Genomic DNA, 19,702 nt, shown 5'->3' with positions numbered 1-19,702 from the left:
ATGGCAAAACATACGCATATAGAAATTTACGGTGCAAATCAGCACAATCTTAAAAACATCGATATAAAAATTCCAAAAAATAAACTTACAGTTATTACCGGACTTTCTGGTTCTGGAAAATCGAGTTTAGCATTTGACACACTGTATGCAGAAGGGCAAAGAAGATACGTAGAAAGTCTTTCTTCTTACGCACGTCAATTTATGGGTAAGATAGATAAGCCCGATGTAAAGGAAATAAAAGGACTCACTCCTAGTATTGCCATTGAACAGAAAGTAATCTCCACAAATTCGAGATCAACTGTTGGTTCTTCAACAGAAATTTATGACTATTTACGTTTGCTCTATGCTCGATTAGGAAAAACCATTTCCCCCATCAGCGGAAAAGAAGTAAAAAAACACCATGCAATTGATGTCATAAATTTTCTTTTAAAACAAGAAAACGGATCAAAATGGATACTTGGAGCTCCCATTCCCATTAAAAAACAAACGGAAAAATACCAAAATATCTTAACCAATCAAGGATATTCAAGAATTTATGAAAAAGATGAATTAGTCTCTTTGGATGATTGGAAGTATGAGATAGATTCCATACTCGTAATTGACCGATTTAAGCTCAATAAAGAAAATGATGATGCACTAAATCGACTATCGGAATCTATAGAATTGGCTTTTTTTGAAGGAGAAGGAGAGTTATTCTTAATTGATTTAGTTTCTAAAGAGAAAAAGAATTTCAATAATAGGTTCGAATTGGATGGGATGACTTTTATAGAACCTACTAATGATTTATTTAGTTCCAATAGCCCTATAGGCTCCTGTCCAAAATGCCAAGGCTATGGAAAAACAATCGGGCTGGATAAAGACTTAATTATTCCTAACCCAAATATATCTATTTATGAAGGTGCTATTGCTTTCTCAGATTTTAAAGGTGCTGAAGACTGGAAAACTGCACTTTATGAATTTTGTAGATCCGAGCAAATTTCCATTCACAAACCCTATATAGAACTCTCAACACAAGAACAATCCAAAATATGGGCAGGTAGCTCAAAACGATACTCAGGAATACAAGGGTACTTTGATAAACTGGAAGCGAAAGCATACAAAATTCAGAATAGAATTTTAATCGCTCGTTTTAGAGGAAAAACAGCCTGTGAACATTGTAAAGGTAAAAAACTAAAACCCGAAGCACTCTATGTGAAATTTCATGGAAAAGACATTGCCGAGTTGCTAACAACTCCTTTGGATCAGCTCTATGAATTTTTTAACAAAATAAAACTAGAAGAAAACGAAATTGAAATAGGAAGCAGGATTCTATTGGAAGTAAATAATCGCCTAGAAACCTTACTAAAAGTAGGACTTCCCTATCTCAATCTTCAAAGAGCTAGTAATACACTTAGTGGTGGTGAAAGTCAAAGAATACGTTTAGCAAATTCCCTTAGTTCTTCACTCGTAAACTCAACCTATTTACTGGATGAACCCAGTATTGGACTTCATTCTCACGATACTAAAAATCTAATAAACGTACTCAAGGAACTTAGAGACCTAGGTAACACCGTTGTGGTTGTTGAGCATGATGAAGAAATTATGCAAGAAGCAGATTACATTATCGATATCGGGAAAGAAGCTGGAGTTGGTGGTGGAAATATCGTTTTTGCAGGAACCTATCAAGAAATTCTTAAGACACAAGAAAGTTATACAGCACAGTTTCTCAATAAAAGTATCTTAATAGAAAGAAACACTACTCCTCCACCCTTTCAAAACTTCATTGAATTAAAAGGAGCTTACGCCAATAATTTAAAAAATGTAGATATTAAGATTCCACTTGGAGCTTTCACAGTTGTTTCAGGAATGAGTGGGTCTGGAAAAAGCACCTTGATTCAGCAAATTCTTTATCCTGCTATTCAAAATGAATTTGAAATTTATCAAAATAAACCAAAAACATTTTCACAAATAACCCTAAATAAAGACTTACTGCATGGAGTCGAATTTATTGATCAAAATCCCATTGGAAAATCTTCTAGGTCTAATGCCTTAACTTATCTCAAAATTTTTGATGATATCAGAAACTTGTTGGCAAAACAAAAACTCGCTAAAACAAGGGGATACAAACCTAAACATTTTTCTTTTAACACGGCAGGAGGAAGATGTGAGACTTGCCAAGGAGAAGGGCAAATAACTATAGAAATGCAATTTTTGGCTGATGCCAAAATGGAATGTGAAGTTTGTAAAGGGAATAGATACCAGGAAGAAATATTGGATATCAAATTTCAGGGTAAAAATATTTTCGACATTTTGAATGCAACTGTAGAAGAAGCATTCGATTTCTTTGACAAACACGGGGAAACTAAAATCTCAAAAAAGATCAAACCTTTGTTAGATGTAGGTCTTTCCTATATCAAACTGGGTCAATCTTCGTCTACCCTTTCTGGTGGTGAAGCCCAAAGAGTAAAGTTGGCTTCTTTTTTAAATTTAACACAAAAAAGAAACAATCATCTCTTCATTTTTGATGAACCGAGTACAGGTTTACATTTTAAAGATATCCAAAACCTTATCAAAGCATTTGATGCATTAATTGAAAAAGGACATAGTATATTGGTCATCGAACATCATCCAGATATAATTAAGTTAGCAGACTGGAATATCGATTTAGGCCCTATGGGAGGAAACAAAGGTGGAGAGATCGTCTTTATGGGGAAAAACGAAGACTTTATACAATCAGAAACCTTAACCGCTAAGTATTTGGATGAAGTTAAAAAATAATCAAAAAGTCTTTCAATAAGTCGATATACTCCTCTGTGTATTCTTTGGATAATTTATCTTCACGAATGGCGAATTGTTTTTTTTCACTTGGTTGTTTTAAACGTCGAAAATCAATCAATAAACGATTCGCTTTTTCGCTCTTGAAAGGTTTTATTTGACAGATTCTTGCTAAATCCCATCCAAATGATTTCGCAAAATTGATAATTTCTTCCTCTGTACTAAATGGTAAAACAAACTGAATCGATTTTATATTTTCAAACGAAGAAGCATATTCAATAATAATCTCTGCGGAAAGCATTTCAGTATGCTTTGCAATCATTTTAGATTCCGTAATAGACTTTGTAGATTTATTAAAGAAAGGAGGATTGGATACGATACAATCGTATTTTCCTAAATGATAATTGGTAAAATTCTTTTGTAAAACATTCAATCTCGATTTCCATTCTGATTGTTCAAAATTATATTGGGCATCAATAACAGCACCTTCAAAAATGTCAATTGCATCAATCATAGGCTTATCAAATCGCTGAGCCAACATCAATGAAATAAGTCCAGAACCAGTTCCTACATCAAGCACATTGTTAAAATTATGCACATCTGCCCAAGCACCTAGAAGCATTCCATCTGTTCCTACTTTGAGGCCTGAATTCTCATCTTGAACCGAAAATTTTTTGCATTTAAAAGTCATATTTAGCGAAATTAAGTGTTTTGATGCTCAGAAAAACTTATTTTTGCTACTAATATAAACAATACTCAATGCGTATTCAGTTAAAAGTTAAGAAAAGAACTCTTCAAACAGTTTATTATCTTTTACTTATTTTTCTATATATCTATGCTCCGCCATTTACAGGTTTACCCTATAATGTTGCCAAATTTGTATTGATACTTGTAGTTCTGGAAGCACTCTATTTAAATGTTTTCTCTATTCCAAGATTACTGATAGGACAAATGGGCTTATATGTCATACTGATCATTTACACCATTATTGTTCTTGAGATGCATGATACCATTGGTATTTTCAGACAAACTGGACCTCTGGAACAGATCATGACGCATTTATTTGAAATTATTGTTATTAGCGCATTATTATCCAGGATTTTACAAAAAAGAGGATATACACTAGACCATCTTCTGAATTTGATTTACTCAGCCATGACCATTCAAGGAGTTCTTGTGTTTATGAATTTTATTTCCTATGATATTCGCAGTACGTTATTACCTTTAATTGGAGCAAAAGCAAAAATGACAGGTACTTTTGACTGGTATCGAGGTCTTGGTTTTTCTCTTGTAAAAAACTACGATTTTGCCCTATTTCAAGCAATGTCTATTTTCATATTTGCCTATAAAGTATTGGAAAAGAACACAAAACTGTCTGACGTTTTAAAATTGGCAATTATCGCTTTTTCCGTATTCGTATCAGGAAGAACGGGAAGTATCGGAATTGCATTTGGTTTAATGTTAATCACATACAAAACCATGTCAAGAAAGTTATTTATCTATACGATTCAAAGATTGGCAATTTCGATAGTGGGATTATTTGCCGCCTATTTTGCATTAAGCGCATTTGCTCCCGCCGTTTTTAGCTCCATAAATGACAAGGTACTTCCTTGGGCATTTGAATTTATTTACAGCTACTTAGATACTGGAGAATTTTCAACAGCATCTTCAGATCAGCTTGTAAAAGATCACTACTTTGACATAGCCGATAAAACCATGATTTTTGGAGATGGTTTGTATTACGATAAATCGGGGTTTTTCTACAAGTTTACTGATGCAGGATACATGAGACAAACCCTCTATTTTGGAGTTATTGGAATTGTTTTGTTCTTTATCATTTATTTAAGAATGGTAGCTCAAACCATGAATTACTCAAAAAATACTTACTCTTTTATCGTTCCATCTTATTTTATTTTGATGGCAATTACTCATTACAAAGGGGATGTTTTTTCGAACTCATTAATACTCAATCGTGGTTTTTATATCATTGCCATAGGTATCGTTATCTTTAATAGTTCTGATGTTTACAGGGCTAATGCCGAGAAATTTTATGCGAATCTTTGGAGACAAAAAGACCTAAAGAATAAACCACCTGTTCTCAATGAGAATAATGTGTAACTTCGGGGGAGTGGCGCTAGGTGAATGTTTTTTTAGGTATCGCCGTTGTTGTAAATCCTGAGTTAGAAGATTAGATTTCCTCTCATTATTGTTTCCATTTTTCTTATTTCGTCCTCTTCCACCTCTTTAATCTTATTATAATCTTATTATAATAAATAAGTCAAACAAAACTTGGATTAAAAATGAAAGTTATAAGGAGAAGAGTAGGTTAACTCAACTTGAATTAGGCATAAAAATAAATAAAAATCAGCACAGTATACGAAAACTTGAGTCAGGAAAAATAATCTTAGTTACTTATATCTGTTAGAGATATACGAAGGATTGAAGATTGAAATTAGAGAGCTGTTTTCTCAAAAATTTAAAAAATATTTTTTATATTGTGATATATATAATAAGTTTGTATAATGAACAACAAGACTTTACATATCAATAAACCCTCAAAAAAGCTTCTATTCTTTATAAAATCTCTGAAAGAAAATAAAGAGAAAACAAAAAAGGAGCTTATTTTAAAAAAGGAGCTTTATTTTTCTAAATAAAAGCGTTTATTTATGCTTGATGATAATACTGTAGTACCTTTTACTAGTAGTGTTGGTAGTAAGTTTTTAATAAACTTTGAAAAATTCAAGCTTCAAGAATTCTCCATCCCTCTTATTAGTCTATCCCTTGTTTTAGTTGAGCCATCCAATAAAGTTTTAAGCTTAAAGGATTTAATTGGTATTGCTAGGATAATAAGATATTTTATGATAGAAAATAATACAGTGCTGTATTATTACTGTGATATCAGTAATGATTTATCTATTTCTGAAAAGAACAGTTATTTGAAACCAAATGAATTTAGACATAAGCTTTTTAGTTGCATTTTCAATTTCATGAAAGATAAAGATTTTGTTAAGGATGAGATAATTATCAAAGATGAAATGGGTAATTGTCATTTTATATCTTTAATAGCAAAAGCGGAAGATAAATCGAGGCTTACAGATATAAATATTGCAATTCAGCAAATGAATGACAAGTAGCCCTAAATCAATAAAATACCATCCTACACATAGTCTTGGATGATTTGTGTCTTCCTTAACAATTACTTAAGGGCATTTTGTACAATTTTAAATACGTCTTTCGGGTTAAGCGTCCCGTGCTCTCCAATCCCTAACCATCCTCTTTCCTCAAAAGTATTTGCAATAGATTCCGGTGCTTGGTGATAATCTTCGCTATAATCTGAAAGTTTCAATTGAACATCCAAACTTTTGAAAAACCCTTTAGTCTTTTCAATTGCCAAATGAGCTTGATCATGAGAATCTCCTTCCAAAATACCCCAAACTCTTCTAGCATATTGAGCTAATTTTTCTTTTTTAGCATCAAAATTATATCGATAATGAGGCTCCATAATAATTGCCAAGGTTCTGGCATGATCGATACCGTATAAAACAGTTAATTCGTGTCCCATAGCATGAATAGCCCAGTCTGTTGGCACACCTTTTTGAATCAGTCCATTGAGAGCCATTGTACAACTCCACATATAATCTGCTGCTTGCTGATAGCTAAAATCCCCTGAGTACATTGCAGGAGCTAATTCTATTAAATTACAAAGAATACTTTCTGCAAATCGATCTTGAAGCCCTGCTCCTATCGGAAAAGTCATATATTGCTCCAAAACATGAGTAAAGGCATCTACAATACCGTTTGCAATTTGTCTTTTTGGAATTGAATGAATTACCTCTGGATCCAAAACAGAAAACTTCGGAAATAAACCAGGACCACCCATCCCAAGTTTCTCCTTTGTCTCGCTTCTACTTATTACCGCTCCAGAATTCATTTCGCTACCCGTTGCAGGAAGTGTTTGCACGCATCCAAACGGCATTCCTATTTCAGTTCTAATTTTTTTACTCAGAATATCCCATGGTTCCTCTCCGTCATAGAGACTTGCTGAAGATAAAAATTTCGTTCCGTCAATTACTGATCCTCCACCTACTGCTAACAAGTAAGTAATTTGTTCTTTTTTTATAACTTCCAATGCGTCCATAAGTATCGAGTATTCTGGATTTGCTGAAATTCCAGAAAACTCAATATAATCGTAAGATTCTAATGCCTCGATAACTTGTTTATAAACACCGTTTTTCTTAATACTTCCACCTCCATAAAGCAATAAAACTTTAGAATCTTTTGGGATTTCTTGTGATATTTTTGCTATTTCCCCTTTTCCAAATAGGATTTTTGTGGGATTGTAAAAATCAAAATTTCTCATGGTTTCATTTTTTAAAAAAACATTACTTAAAACGCAATATTCTTGAGGGTTGTAAACGACGTATGTATAACAAAGGTAAAAACATCACTATAAAAACAATGCTCAGCACCAATATATTTACCGAAATAATATCCGAAAAATTCAATTGAATTGGTACATGATCTATATGATATCCTTCTGAAGGTAAAGGTATTATTTTAAAATACGATTGAATAAGACAAAAACTTATGGCAATCAAATTACCCCAAAAAATTCCTTTTCCTACTAAATACAAAAGATAATAACTAAATAACTTTCTTATTTTTCCATTTTCCATCCCAAGTGTTTTAAGTACACCGATCATTTGCGAACGCTCCAAAAGGATAATCAACACTGTGGAAACCATATTAATGGAGGTCACAGCTCCAATAATGATAATTAGGATATAAATATTATAATCAAAACTATCTGTCCAGTGGAAAATATTGGGATAAATCTCCCTATAAGTAGAAATTTTATGATAAAACTGACTCTGAGCATTCACGATCTCTCTCATTTCCTCAAGCCTTGATTTATCTTTTATGTAAATTTCCCAAAAACTAAATTCCCCTTTCTTCCAACGGTTTAATTTTTGAATCATAGCCAAATCACCGAGAATATATTGCTTATCAAATTCAGAAAAGCCAGACTTATATATCCCAACAATCTTTAGTTTACGTGATTTTATTCTTTGTTTATCATCATCAAAGAAAGTTATAATTAGATCATTACCTAATTTATAACCTAAAAGATCAATCACTTTCTGAGAAACCAACACCTCTTTAGTACCTGTTTTGGGCACGCTCCCACTCACAATAAATTTTTCAAAACGTTTCCAAGGAAATTCAGAATCAACTCCCTTAAAAAACACTTGGTGTACTTCTTTCCCATTTTTGAGAACCCCTACTTTATATGAAGCTTTATAGATACTGCTAACACCTTCAATTTGTGAAAATTTTTGCGTTTGTTCATCATCTTTTTCTAAGGGTTTATAATGATGAATATCGCTATTATTGTTAAACGAAACTCTAATATCTGCCGTAAAAAAAGACATCTTTTCTTCAATCTTTTCTTTAAAACCTTTACCTGTTGCAATTGCAATAATCAATACAATAATTCCAACGGAAATAGTGGTTATAGATGCCGATATGATAGGTTTAGAACTCGAATTTTGTGTGAGTTTTCCTTTTATAATCCCCTTGGCTATGTGAAATTCTGTATTCAAGCAGTTTCGTTTATTTCGAAAAAAAAGGTTTCAATATTCTTCAAAAATACTGAAACCCTTTTCAAATCTATAAGACTTCTAATCTAAATATCGTAAATATCTTTTATTTCTCTTTGATATTTTTGATAAATATTCCTTCTTTTAAGTTTTTGAGTAGGTGTCAGTAGTTTATTTTCTACTTTCCAAATATCTGAAACCAAAAGAACTTTCTTTATTCTCATATAATTGGCAAAGTTCTCATTGAGTACATCCACTTCTTTCCATATTCTTTCTTGGATTCTTGGCATTGCCATTAATTTTGCCCAATCTTTTTCTGCTATTTCTTTCCTTTCGCACCAGCCATAAATAAAATCTTGACTGGGCTGAATGAGTGCTGCTGGAAACTTTTCTCCATCGCCAATAACCATGAGTTGCTCTATAAATCTTGATTCCTTCATTTTATTTTCCAGAACCTGTGGAGCGATATATTTCCCTCCTGAAGTTTTGAACATTTCTTTTTTTCTGTCAGTAATTTTTAAGAAACCATCATCCTCTAGTTGTCCGATATCTCCTGTATGAAACCAACCATCTTTTATGGCTTCTTCTGTAGCATCTGGTCTATTGAGGTAACCTTTCATTAGATTAGGACCTTTATAAAGAATCTCTCCATCTTCGGCTATTTTTACTGCCCCACCTTCTATTACTTTCCCTACGTATCCGAACTGATTCCCTCTTTGAGTACTATTAAAAGAGATAATCGGTGCTGTTTCAGAAAGTCCGTAACCCTCAAAAACTGGAATTTGAGCCGCAGAAAAAACACGAGCGAGTCTCGGCTGGAGTGCCGAAGCCCCTACAATTACATATCGAACTTCATCCCCCAAAGCCGCTCTCCACTTGCTAAAAATGATTTTATTAGCAAGCTTTAACTGCCATTTATACCAAGCTGATTTTCCTTCAAACTCATAGGCTTTTCCTAAATTTAAGGCCCAAAAGAATAGTGCTTTTTTTATTCCTGTTAGCTCTGAACCTTTTAATACAATTTTATCATAAACTTTTTCAAGAAGTCTTGGAACTGTTGAGAATATAACGGGTTTTACTTCTTTTAAGTTTTCTCCTATTGTATCCATCGCTTCTGCAAAATAAACCGAAGAGAGTGAATATAATACATAATAATCTACTACCCTTTGAAAGATATGGCTTAGTGGTAAAAAACTTAAACTATTTTCTCCTTTATAAATGGGAAAATATTTTTTAACTCCTTCTATTTGAAACAAAAAACTTGTATGATCCAACAAAACACCTTTAGGTTTTCCTGTAGTTCCAGAAGTATAAATTATGGTGAATATATCATCGGCTTTAGTTTCTACTTGCCATGCCTTTATATAAGAACTTTGTGGGTTTTCTTTCCCTAATTCCAAAAGCTCCGTCCAGTGTTTTACACCCTCTACATGATCAAATGAGTACACTTCCACAATCTGTTTCAAATGTTCTAAACCGGGTTTCACTTTGTCATAAATCTCTTGATTTTCAACAAAAACAACCTTAGATTGACAATCATTCAGAATATATTCATAATCTTCTGTTGTAATATTGGGATAGATTGCGGCATCTACCATTGTTGCTTTTACCGCAGCAAAATCAGCAAAAATCCATTCTGGTCTATTTGAAGAAATAACACTAATTACATCTTTAGATTTTAATCCTAAAGTGATTAGCCCATAAGCCAAATGATCCGTAATTTCAGAAAATTCTTTCCCAGAATATTTCTTCCATTGATTATTTTCTTTTCCCGCTACTAAACATTTGGGATTTTCTTGGCGAATTTTCTGATCAATTTGGAAAATTCTAGTAATCTTCTGGCTCATAAACAACTAAATTAAATGGTGAATTGCTTTGATTTTTCTTTAACTAAAGTATAATTTTTTATTAAATCATCAAAAATTTCGGCAACAGTTTCTACTCGGTCAATTGAAGCCGAAACCTGTCCTATTTCCAACTCTCCATCGATCAAATCTCCTAAAAACATTCCTTTTTTTGCTCGTCCTCTTCCTAAAAGTTCCTTGAGTTCTTCAATTGAACTATCATTTTCATAAGCTTGAACTACTTGATCAAAAAATGGGTTTTTTAGCAGTCTAACGGGTGTGAGCTCTTTCAGCATTAACATCGTATCTCCTTCTTTTGCATCTACAATGGCATTTTTAAAATTCTCATGTGCCGAAGATTCTTGAGAAGCTGCAAATCTTGATCCTATTTGAACACCATCTGCCCCTAAACTCATTGTAGCAAAAATAGCTTCACCGCTTCCTATTCCACCTGCCGCAATTAAAGGGATAGAAATCGCTTTTCTTACTTGTGGAATGAGGCATAAAGTAGTTGTTTCTTCTCGTCCATTGTGCCCTCCTGCTTCAAATCCTTCAGCAACTACGGCGTCTACTCCTGCTTCTTCGCATTTTATCGCAAATTTCACATTAGAAACCACATGAACCACCTTAATACCGTGAGACTGTAAATAGCTCGTATATTTTTTTGGAGATCCTGCTGAGGTAAATACAACTGGTATTTTTTCTTCTAAAATAGTTTGAATATGTTCCTCGATATTTGGGTATAATAAAGGGAGATTCACTGCAAATGGTTTATCGGTTGCCGCTTTACACTTTTGGATTTGCTCTTTTAGAATTTCGGGATACATAGACCCTGCACCTAAAATCCCTAAACCGCCTTGATTACTAACTGCCGAGGCTAATTCCCAACCAGAACACCAAATCATTCCTCCTTGAATAATTGGATGTTTTATTCCGAATAAATCACATATTTTGTTTGACATTATCTGAGTATTTTAAAGGTTTTTAACCTATTTTTATCTTGAACCGAAAGAAAATAGATCCCTTTGGGCAATTGTTTTGAAAAAGGGATTTCTTGTTTATATGCTTTTGTGGCTGATCCTTGAATAAAAAGCGTTCTCCCTGTGGCATCTACAATAGAAAAAAAGGCATGTTCTGAGAAATCACCCTCTAAATAAATCACCTCATTGTGAAGCGTAAAAAAGAGATTCCAATCTTGATATTCTTCAAGCGGGTGATATTTTTCCACAATCTTTTTAAAATTAGGAATTCCGTATCCTAATTGAGAATCAGGGCTTAAATATAAGTGAGCACTTTCTTCAATTTCTTTTTTGAGCTTTCGGTGGTCTATATCAAGTTCATTTTCTTTAAAAAATTGCCACAGACAAGCTGACATTCCACTAATAACTGGTGCGGAGAAAGAAGTTCCATAGCTTGGTTTTATTTCATCATTTAACTGTGCAACAGGAATCAATGCGCCCATTGCTGAAACATTAGGTTTTACTAAACCATTTACTGTAGGACCAAATGATGAAAAAGCTGCTGGGTTTCCATTTTGATATACAGCTCCTATCGCCAATACGTTTTTACCATCGGCAGGAGCCCCCAAATACTTCCAGGGATCGTTACCCGAATTTCCATTACTAGATACAACCAGTATTCCTTTTTCAAAAGCTTTATTTGCCGCACGTGTTACCAGCGTGCTTTCTCCATCAAGATCTTGATAACTATGATTTTGTAATGAATCATCAAATTGGGTATAACCCAAAGAAGAGTTTATGATATCTGCACCTATAGAATCTGCAAACTCTGCTCCCATAAGCCAAAAGTCTTCTTCTATTAAGCTTTCTTGAGGTGCATTTTCTGTCCTGATAAGGACATAATCGGCATCTGGAGCAGTACCCACATAAGTTCCAGGTATAGAAGATGCCATTGTAGAAAGTACGGCAAGACCGTGTGTAGAATATTGATAATTAACCAAATCAGGTTGCCTCACAAAATCTAAACCTTCTATTATTTTACCTTTCTCCCTATTGTTTTGAAATAAAAAATGTTCATCTACTTGCCTAAAACCTGCATCGAGCACGGCAATAAGTATTCCTTGACCTCTATAACCTAACTCATGAAGAATATTTCCTCTAATTTGCCAGATTTGACCCCAACCCTGCCCATAATAATGTCCTGAGCTCATTCCTGGATTTGGTGTTATTGTTAGGGGTTTTTCTTCGTTTAAAGTATGTAGGGTTTCCACTTTTTGAATCCCCTTTATAAAAGAAAAGTGATTCTGAAGGCTATCTTTTTTTTCTTGAGAAAGTGTGGCGGAAATGGCGTTAAACCATCTAGATTTAGATTGAACTTTTACTTTAAAAAGATCCAAGGAATCTAAATATGGCTGAAAAATAGGGATATCTGTGCTATCTAGGGTAATATTTTGAGTAGTTCTTCTCTCTAAGGATTTTTGAGATAATTGAATATCTTGAAAACCATAATTACCTTTATCTTCAAACTGAATCCAATACCTTTGATTTTGCCCATAAGAGGGTAAAGTGAATATCAATTGGAAAAGAAAAACAATTTTCAGAATACGCATATTATTTTCTAGCTATAGTTTTCAGTCTTTTTGAGCGTTCCATTTACATCATAAAAATTCCAAACTCCTATTTTTGTTCCTTTATCATACTGTCCTGTCATTTTAATTTTCCCTGAACGATAGTAAAGTTCAAATACTCCATGCATTACATCATCTAAATAAGTTCCCTTTTGATGAATTTCTCCTTTGTCAAAGTAATCAACAAAATTCCCTTGTTTGATTCCATTTTTATAAGGAATTTTTGAAGCGATTTGTCCATTTTTAAAGAAAACAAAACTGGTATCCGATAAGATATTTTGCTCATAATAGTCTATTCTGAGTGTATCTGTTCCTTTTGTGGTATAAGAAATCCATTCACCCTCTTTTTTTCTATCAACTAACTTACCTTGAGTTTGTAGATGACCAAAAATATTATAGGATTTCATCCACGCTACTTTCCCCGGTGTAGTATAAACGAGCTGAGTGTGCATTCTTTTTCTATTATCAAAGTATTGAAAAGTATCAACTTCGAGTCCGTTTTCAAAGTTTCCTTTCATTTTGATCACTTCGTTTCTATGATATAAAACCCATGCACCTTGTTTTTTCCCGTTTTCGTTCAGCTCATTTTGTGCTTCAGACTGGAAAACAAATAGGCTACTGGTAAGAACAAATAGAATAAATTTTAGTTTCATCATGGATTAATCAAGTACTTTTTCTAGTTGGTAATTATTTCTGTCTGGTTTATTTCTGGCTATCATTTCCGCCAAGAACCCTGCCAAAAATAATTGCACTCCTATCACCAAAAGTATTAAAGAAACAATAAATTCTGTTCTTGTTGCTAAGAGTTTTGCATCGGGATTTATGAATAATTTATCAATTCCTGCATACATGATAAATGCAAAGGATAACATAAAAATAAGCGTTCCTAAAGTCCCGAAAAAATGCATAGGTCTTTTACCAAATTTTGAAATAAAGGTAATAGACATTAAATCTAGAAAGCCATTCACAAAGCGTTCTAAACCAAATTTTGTAACTCCGTATTTTCTTTCTTGATGTTGAACAACTTTTTCGCCTATATTTTTAAAACCAGCCCATTTTGCAATAACTGGGATATAACGATGCATTTCTCCATAAACTTCAATGGATTTTATAACATCATAACGATAAGCCTTTAGTCCGCAATTAAAATCGTTAAGCTCTATTCCTGATGCTTTTCGAGTTGCTGCATTAAAAAGTTTTGTTGGAATTGTTTTACTGAGCGGATCATATCGTTTCTTTTTCCACCCAGAAACAAGATCAAAACCTTCTTTTTTGATCATTTTTATCAAGCCTGGGATTTCTTCTGGAGAATCTTGTAGATCGGCATCCATGGTAATAATTACTTCACCTTCGGCGTATTGAAAACCTGTGTGCAATGCAGCAGATTTCCCATAATTTCTACGGAATTTAATTCCTACAAGGTCTTCATCTTGTTCTTTGAGTTTCTCAATGACCTCCCAAGTATCATCAGAGCTTCCATCGTCAATAATGACAATTTGGCTATCAAGGTCTTCTTCTTTACAAACTTTTTTTATCCACTGGTGGAGTTCTGGTAATGATTCGTCTTCATTAAAAGCTGGAATCACAAGGCTCACATCATATTTCATGATACTTTCTTTTTTACAAATGCTGCACTGATAAGCGCTAAAATCCCGTTTACAATGATATAGGTAATCAACGTAAGCATGGTGAATCTAAAAACGCTCATGTTTTCTCTGTTGGTCTGAATATTTTTTTCAGTTACTTCTTTTGCTTCGCCCATTTTGGCTCCTACTTCTCTTGCAACGTCTTCTTGCAATTTCATGATTTTGTCTAATTTTTCTACATCTAAAAACTCCATATCTATATAGGTATAAAGTGACAAAATAATAGAAGCAAATATTCCTACTTTAAAGGTAAAAGAAAATGCGTCTCTGTAGAAGTATCTTTCTGACTTTGAACTAGAAGTATTTCCTCCTATAATCATAAATGGAATGGGTAATAAATAAAGAAGCGTGGTTACCCATGGGCTTACTTGGAAACCAAAAAAACCGATTCCTGAAACAATAAGTACCATCAATATCCCTGCGTAAGTTCCGTATTCTATGGCGAGTTTATCTCTTTTCATTTTTGTGCTAATAACGTTTTGATACTCTGTCGAGCTGTCTTTTGATATCTCTATCTTTTAGGGTATTTCTTTTGTCGTGTAGTTTTTTACCTTTGGCTACAGCCAATTTTAATTTTGCGAGTCCTTTTTCATTAATAAACAATTCTAAAGGAATTAGTGTAAATCCTACATTTTGTAATTTGGATTCTATTTTTCTTATTTCCTTTTTTGTAAGAAGGAGCTTTCTATTCCTTTTCGTAACATGATTATTGTAGGATCCGTGCGAATACTCGGCAATATACATTTCTTTTACCCATACTTCCAAATTATGTACATAGGCATAGGATTCTCCAATACTTGCTTTCCCCAGCCTTAGTGACTTAATTTCGGTTCCTGTGAGGATAATTCCACAAGTATAAGTATCTAAGATTTCGAACTCAAATCTTGCCTTTTTGTTTTGAATTCTAATGTTTGTTTTCTTTGTATTTCTAGCCATTCAGTTTTTAAAAACTCCAGTTTACACCCAAAGATGGAAAAATAGGTAATTGATCTATTCTTCTGTTATTCACTTTGTCATAATAGAAGATATTATTTCTGTTTAAGATATTAGTAACGGTTAGATTTATTTCCAATTTTTGTCTTTTCGTTAATTGGAATTTTTTTGTTGCCGATAAATCAAAACGTAAATAAGAAGGAAGTCTTCCACTATCTGGAGCGTCATAATAACTTATTTTTTCTCCATTAACCTTTACATAATCTGTAAATGGAGGATCTAAGTTAATTCCGTTGGGATTGTTTCCAAGAATTTGAGCAAAAGGAAATCCAGATCCATAATTGAATCTACCATCTATAGAAAAGGTCTTTTCTTTATCTACGAAATAAGAACCTGTTAAATTCAAATTATGTCTTCTATCAAAATGTGGATGATATTTTATTTCTTCGTTTTCAAACAAAACTTTTGAAATAGAATAAGTTAATCCAAAATTATATCTTGGCTTTGAGTATTTAACACTCAAGTCTGCACCTATCGCATTTCCTTTTTCATAAATAAAGTCTTTAAATTGATAAGCTTGAAAGTCTTGCCCTATAACAGAGGCTGGAATTTTATCAAAATTGATATTTACTAATTGGTAAAAATCTTTTGTAAATCCTTCTAAATCGATTGTAAGATTCTCATTAAGATCAAACTCTGCTCCCACTACTCCATGCCATGCTTTCTGCAAGTTTGAATTTACATTTTCTCCTAAAAATTGTTTTGGAACATCAACTGGAGAAGAAGCAAAACCGTTAAAAAGGTTTACAACCTGTCTTCCATTGTTTGCCGCCAATAGGTTTTGAGAATACAATCCTCCTGAAGCTTTCAATCTAAAAGCATCAGAGATATTATACTTTAATGCCATTCTTGGCTCTATTAAAGCCTCTGAAAGTTCTGTATAATAACTTAGTCTTACAGATGGTTCTACTACCCAAACTCCACTTGCGTATTTGTACTTTAAATATCCACCTGCATAGGTATTGTTATCAGTAAGTTCAAATTTTGCAAGGTTTTTACGAGTAAAGAAAAAATCTGTGTTTGCCAATGCCACATTCACTCCTACTCTTAGTGTTTTTTCTTCTGAGATATTCTTTTTCACATTAAAGTTGAACTTAAACTCATCTATATGGCTGGTTTTTGGTGGTCCGTTTTCATATTGTCCGTTTACCAATTCTCTATTTACTTCATTCATATCAAATGAAGAATAAGCTACATCTAACTGTAAAACAACCAACGAACTAGGAATTACAGCTATCAGATTAGATCCAATTCCAAAAGCATCCCAGTCAAAATTAGTTTGCGTAGAATAGTTTACTTCATCTTGAAAATTAAAACCATAAAAGCTCGCTTTTGTTCCACTAGGCATTACTAGAGATAACTTCCCATAAATATCCGTATAAGCAAAAGGAATGTTGTCCTCTCCATCTCTTACGGCATATTTGTATAAATTTTTGGAAGTTTGATCGATATACGATTTTTTACCACTCAAAACAAATGAACTTCCTGCAAGTCCATTCTTTGTTGACCCTAGTGGTCCCTGAAGTGTTAATTGAGCACCAAAGGTATTCATGGAGAGTTTACCTGCCAGTCTTTTTCTATTTCCGTCCTTCGTTTTGATATCCATTACAGAGGATAAACGTCCTCCATATTCGGCTCCAAAACCTGCTGTAAATACATCGGCAGACTTAATGATTTCTGTATCGAAAACAGAGGTAAATCCTATACTATGGAAAGGAGCATAAATGGTCATTCCATCTAGCAATACCAAGTTTTGAACGGGTGTTCCACCTCGGATATACAACTGTCCTCCTTGGTCTCCTGTAAACACAACTCCCGGGAGTACTTGAAGGTACTGAGCCAAATCGGCTTGTCCTCCTATTGAAGGCATACGTTTTATTTCTATCGGAGTTATTTTAATGGTAGAAACTGTTGTTTCAGTTTTTCTGTCAACAGTTTTTTCTACAACATCTACTTGACTAAGAACATTGTTATCTTCCTCTAAAAAAATATTTAAAGTATTTGTTCCCTTTTTTATATCAATCTTCTTCGATACTGTTTGATACCCAACAAAACTACATTCTATGGTATATGCCCCTACTTCGAGATCTCTGAATGAGTAAAACCCATTTTCGTCTGTGGTAGTTCCTCTGTTTTTTTCTTTTATGACAATATTTGCAAACATTACAGATTCCCCTGATGCTTTATCATAGACAAATCCTTTTAAATTTTGAGCCAAAGAAGTTCCTGAGATTAATAGCAGTAAACTTATCAATATTGGCAGTATCGCTCGTTTATTCATAATTATTTTTTGACAATCAACAAATATAAGAGAATAAATTATTAAGTGTTTCTAATTATTTTGGATAATATGGCTTGTTTAACATTAATAGCATTTATCGGCTAAAAACAGACAGCTATGAGTAAGTTTTAGTGTTCTACGGCACTATAAGTCTCTAAATTTCTAACCCAAACGGATCAACCCAATAATTCAGGTCTGATACATAACTGACATATTAGGCATCCCACCTGCCAAACCTATAGGATCCTGACTTACATAAAGCCCCGTACTCGCATCATAATACCTAAAACGGTTATAGGCAAGTCCAGTTTCTTGGTCGTAGTACTGCCCTTGATAAAGAAAGGGAATAAACTCGCTATCTCCCTTACGGACACGTCCGTAAATATCCAACTCCCGTTCCCAAACTTGCTTTCCATCCTCTTCAAAAAATAAAATAGGTGTTCCTAAATGGTCGCAGACAATACTATACGCATTACCCTCCGTTAGCTTCGCCATCGGAACAAAAGTTCCTTCTTCAAAAAGCCAAGTGGTGAGGTTTTGGGTTTCTTCGAAACCTAGGGTTTCGCTTAGTTCACCGATAAAGAATTACTCACGTAATATCTTGTAAAAGAACTGCTTTACCAAATCTCTTTTTCATTTCTACACCAGCCAACCACTATATCCATTATTTCCAAAACAATATCCTCTTGTTTTTCATTAAGGTTATTCCGCAAATTTTCTAAAACATAATATACGTCGTCCCTTGCAACACTATTTTTATGTAAATATTCCAAATAGCACTTAGCATCTTTCAACGGCTCTGCCGAATAAAGTACAATATTTAAAAATCTTTTTTCCATGCTTAATCACATTTGAACGATATTGACGAAAACTTTTCTTTTAGTTTAGCTAACGCTTTTTGGTAACTATCGAGTGTCATCTTTCTTTTAGGTTGAATTGTCCCATGACCAGGCTTATCTGGTACATATTTCAAGTCATCTCCGAGATCTTCTGTATCTATTTTCCATATAGAATCTTTTCCTGTTCCTCCAAAAGCCGGGGGTTTTCTATGCAGTGGTAAATCATCTGATGACGGTGACATTGACATCCCTCCTGTTCCAGGAGAAACAATACCGTTTGAATCAACAGGTATATCAACATTAGGTCTAACTCCTAAGCCTCTCGCTGAAGGCTCTACTTTTGGTAAACCATTATCATTTTTCATTCCTCTGAAAATTTCAAAAAGCCCAAACGGATCAACCCAATAATTCAGGTCTGATACATAAGAATACAAATTAGGCATCCCACCTGCCAAACCGATAGGATCTTGACTTACATAAAGTCCCGTACTCGCATCATAATACCTAAAACGATTATAGGCAGTCCAGTTTCTTGGTCGTAGTACTGCCCTTGATAAAGAAAAGGAATAAAAGAATTATCTCCTTTACGGACACGTCCGTAAATATCCAAATCCCGTTCCCAAACTTGCTTTCCATCTTCATCAAAAGATAAAATAGGCGTTCCTAAATGGTCGCAGACAATACTATACGCATTATCCTCCGTTAGCTTCGCCATCGGAACGAAAGTTCCTTCTTCAAAAAGCCATGTGGTGAGGTTTTTGGTTTCTTCGAAACCTAGGGTTTCACTTGGTTCACCGTTAAAGAATTACTCACGTAATATCTTGTAAAAGAACATTTACTCACCAACTTTTTTTTGTTTTTTTGGTGTTCGTGAATACTGAAGTATTTCCATCGTAAATATAATGAATCTTGGCTTGTTCTCCAAGTTTTTTTTGGAGATTCTTCTGCCAAGTGCGTCATACTCGTAGTGGGTGTATGTTCTGTTTCCAAAGCTGGCTTTTTTTAATCGTCCGTGGGCATCCCAAAAGAAGTATTTAGCTCCTTTACTGTCGTGTTTGTAGGTTAGGTTTCCGTTTTTGTCGTACTGGTAGGCTATTTCTTTTTTACGATCGGCAAGTAGTCCTCCTGCATCGGTATATACCAGTTGATCTTTATCTT

Annotated in this window: 17 protein-coding genes and 3 pseudogenes; 3 read left to right on the top strand and 17 right to left on the bottom strand. The window is 33.8% G+C overall.

Annotated elements, in window-relative coordinates; all coding sequences use genetic code 11:
• Complete coding sequence (gene uvrA / locus N4A45_11955) at positions 1-2,757, top strand: excinuclease ABC subunit UvrA (protein MCT4665934.1); 2,757 nt, start codon at positions 1-3, stop codon at positions 2,755-2,757.
• On the opposite strand, the gene N4A45_11950 is transcribed toward uvrA, so the two are convergent.
• Entirely contained in the window at positions 2,747-3,445 is a 699-nt protein-coding gene (locus N4A45_11950; GenBank protein ID MCT4665933.1) for a methyltransferase, read from the bottom strand. The two genes, uvrA and N4A45_11950, sit on opposite strands and share 11 nt — an antisense overlap.
• Positions 3,446-3,513: 68 nt before the next feature.
• Between N4A45_11950 and N4A45_11945 the strand changes: the two genes are divergently transcribed.
• Positions 3,514-4,872 (top strand): hypothetical protein, encoded by a 1,359-nt coding sequence (locus N4A45_11945; GenBank protein ID MCT4665932.1) that lies wholly within the window; start codon positions 3,514-3,516, stop codon positions 4,870-4,872.
• A 548-nt stretch (positions 4,873-5,420) separates the two neighbouring features.
• Entirely contained in the window at positions 5,421-5,888 is a 468-nt protein-coding gene (locus N4A45_11940) for a hypothetical protein (protein ID MCT4665931.1), read from the top strand.
• Positions 5,889-5,950: 62 nt separating this feature from the next.
• Here N4A45_11940 and N4A45_11935 read toward each other — a convergent pair whose 3' ends face one another.
• From N4A45_11935 to N4A45_11860, 16 genes and pseudogenes are all read right to left on the bottom strand, one after another.
• Entirely contained in the window at positions 5,951-7,114 is a 1,164-nt protein-coding gene (locus tag N4A45_11935) for an iron-containing alcohol dehydrogenase (protein MCT4665930.1), read from the bottom strand.
• Between the two features lie 22 nt (positions 7,115-7,136).
• Complete coding sequence (locus tag N4A45_11930) at positions 7,137-8,357, bottom strand: FtsX-like permease family protein (GenBank protein MCT4665929.1); 1,221 nt, start codon at positions 8,355-8,357, stop codon at positions 7,137-7,139.
• Between the two features lie 83 nt (positions 8,358-8,440).
• Positions 8,441-10,201, bottom strand: coding sequence for a long-chain fatty acid--CoA ligase (locus N4A45_11925; GenBank protein ID MCT4665928.1), 1,761 nt, complete (start codon positions 10,199-10,201; stop codon positions 8,441-8,443).
• An 11-nt stretch (positions 10,202-10,212) separates the two neighbouring features.
• The gene (locus N4A45_11920; protein ID MCT4665927.1) at positions 10,213-11,160 is read right to left on the bottom strand and encodes a nitronate monooxygenase; all 948 of its coding nucleotides are present in this window, start codon (positions 11,158-11,160) and stop codon (positions 10,213-10,215) included.
• A complete protein-coding gene (locus tag N4A45_11915) occupies positions 11,160-12,767 on the bottom strand; it encodes a S8 family peptidase (GenBank protein ID MCT4665926.1) in 1,608 nt (535 codons plus the stop codon). The genes N4A45_11920 and N4A45_11915 overlap by 1 nt, the downstream gene beginning before the upstream one ends.
• Before the next feature lie 8 nt (positions 12,768-12,775).
• Complete coding sequence (locus N4A45_11910; protein ID MCT4665925.1) at positions 12,776-13,441, bottom strand: hypothetical protein; 666 nt, start codon at positions 13,439-13,441, stop codon at positions 12,776-12,778.
• 3 nt (positions 13,442-13,444) lie between these two features.
• Positions 13,445-14,392: a glycosyltransferase family 2 protein gene (locus tag N4A45_11905; protein ID MCT4665924.1), complete on the bottom strand. Its 948-nt coding sequence runs from the start codon at positions 14,390-14,392 to the stop codon at positions 13,445-13,447.
• Positions 14,389-14,892: a DUF4199 domain-containing protein gene (locus tag N4A45_11900; protein MCT4665923.1), complete on the bottom strand. Its 504-nt coding sequence runs from the start codon at positions 14,890-14,892 to the stop codon at positions 14,389-14,391. Before N4A45_11900 ends, N4A45_11905 begins: the two co-directional genes overlap by 4 nt.
• Positions 14,893-14,899: 7 nt before the next feature.
• Positions 14,900-15,367 (bottom strand): SsrA-binding protein SmpB, encoded by a 468-nt coding sequence (smpB, locus tag N4A45_11895; protein MCT4665922.1) that lies wholly within the window; start codon positions 15,365-15,367, stop codon positions 14,900-14,902.
• 7 nt (positions 15,368-15,374) lie between these two features.
• A complete protein-coding gene (locus tag N4A45_11890) occupies positions 15,375-17,705 on the bottom strand; it encodes a TonB-dependent receptor (GenBank protein MCT4665921.1) in 2,331 nt (776 codons plus the stop codon).
• 222 nt (positions 17,706-17,927) lie between these two features.
• Positions 17,928-18,035: pseudogene (locus tag N4A45_11885) on the bottom strand (type IV secretion protein Rhs).
• 287 nt (positions 18,036-18,322) lie between these two features.
• Positions 18,323-18,544 (bottom strand): hypothetical protein, encoded by a 222-nt coding sequence (locus N4A45_11880; protein MCT4665920.1) that lies wholly within the window; start codon positions 18,542-18,544, stop codon positions 18,323-18,325.
• A 2-nt stretch (positions 18,545-18,546) separates the two neighbouring features.
• Entirely contained in the window at positions 18,547-18,987 is a 441-nt protein-coding gene (locus tag N4A45_11875) for a hypothetical protein (GenBank protein ID MCT4665919.1), read from the bottom strand.
• Positions 18,967-19,094: pseudogene (locus tag N4A45_11870) on the bottom strand (RHS repeat-associated core domain-containing protein). Before N4A45_11870 ends, N4A45_11875 begins: the two are co-directional and overlap by 21 nt.
• 78 nt (positions 19,095-19,172) lie before the next feature.
• Positions 19,173-19,259, bottom strand: a pseudogene (locus N4A45_11865) (type IV secretion protein Rhs).
• A gap of 120 nt (positions 19,260-19,379) precedes the next feature.
• The coding region (locus N4A45_11860) for an RHS repeat protein (protein MCT4665918.1) at positions 19,380-19,702 on the bottom strand (323 nt) is incomplete at its 5' end.

The sequence above is a fragment of the Flavobacteriales bacterium genome, from assembly GCA_025210805.1.
Taxonomy (GTDB): domain Bacteria; phylum Bacteroidota; class Bacteroidia; order Flavobacteriales; family CAJXXR01; genus JAOAQX01.
This window is presented reverse-complemented; position numbering and strand designations above follow the sequence as displayed.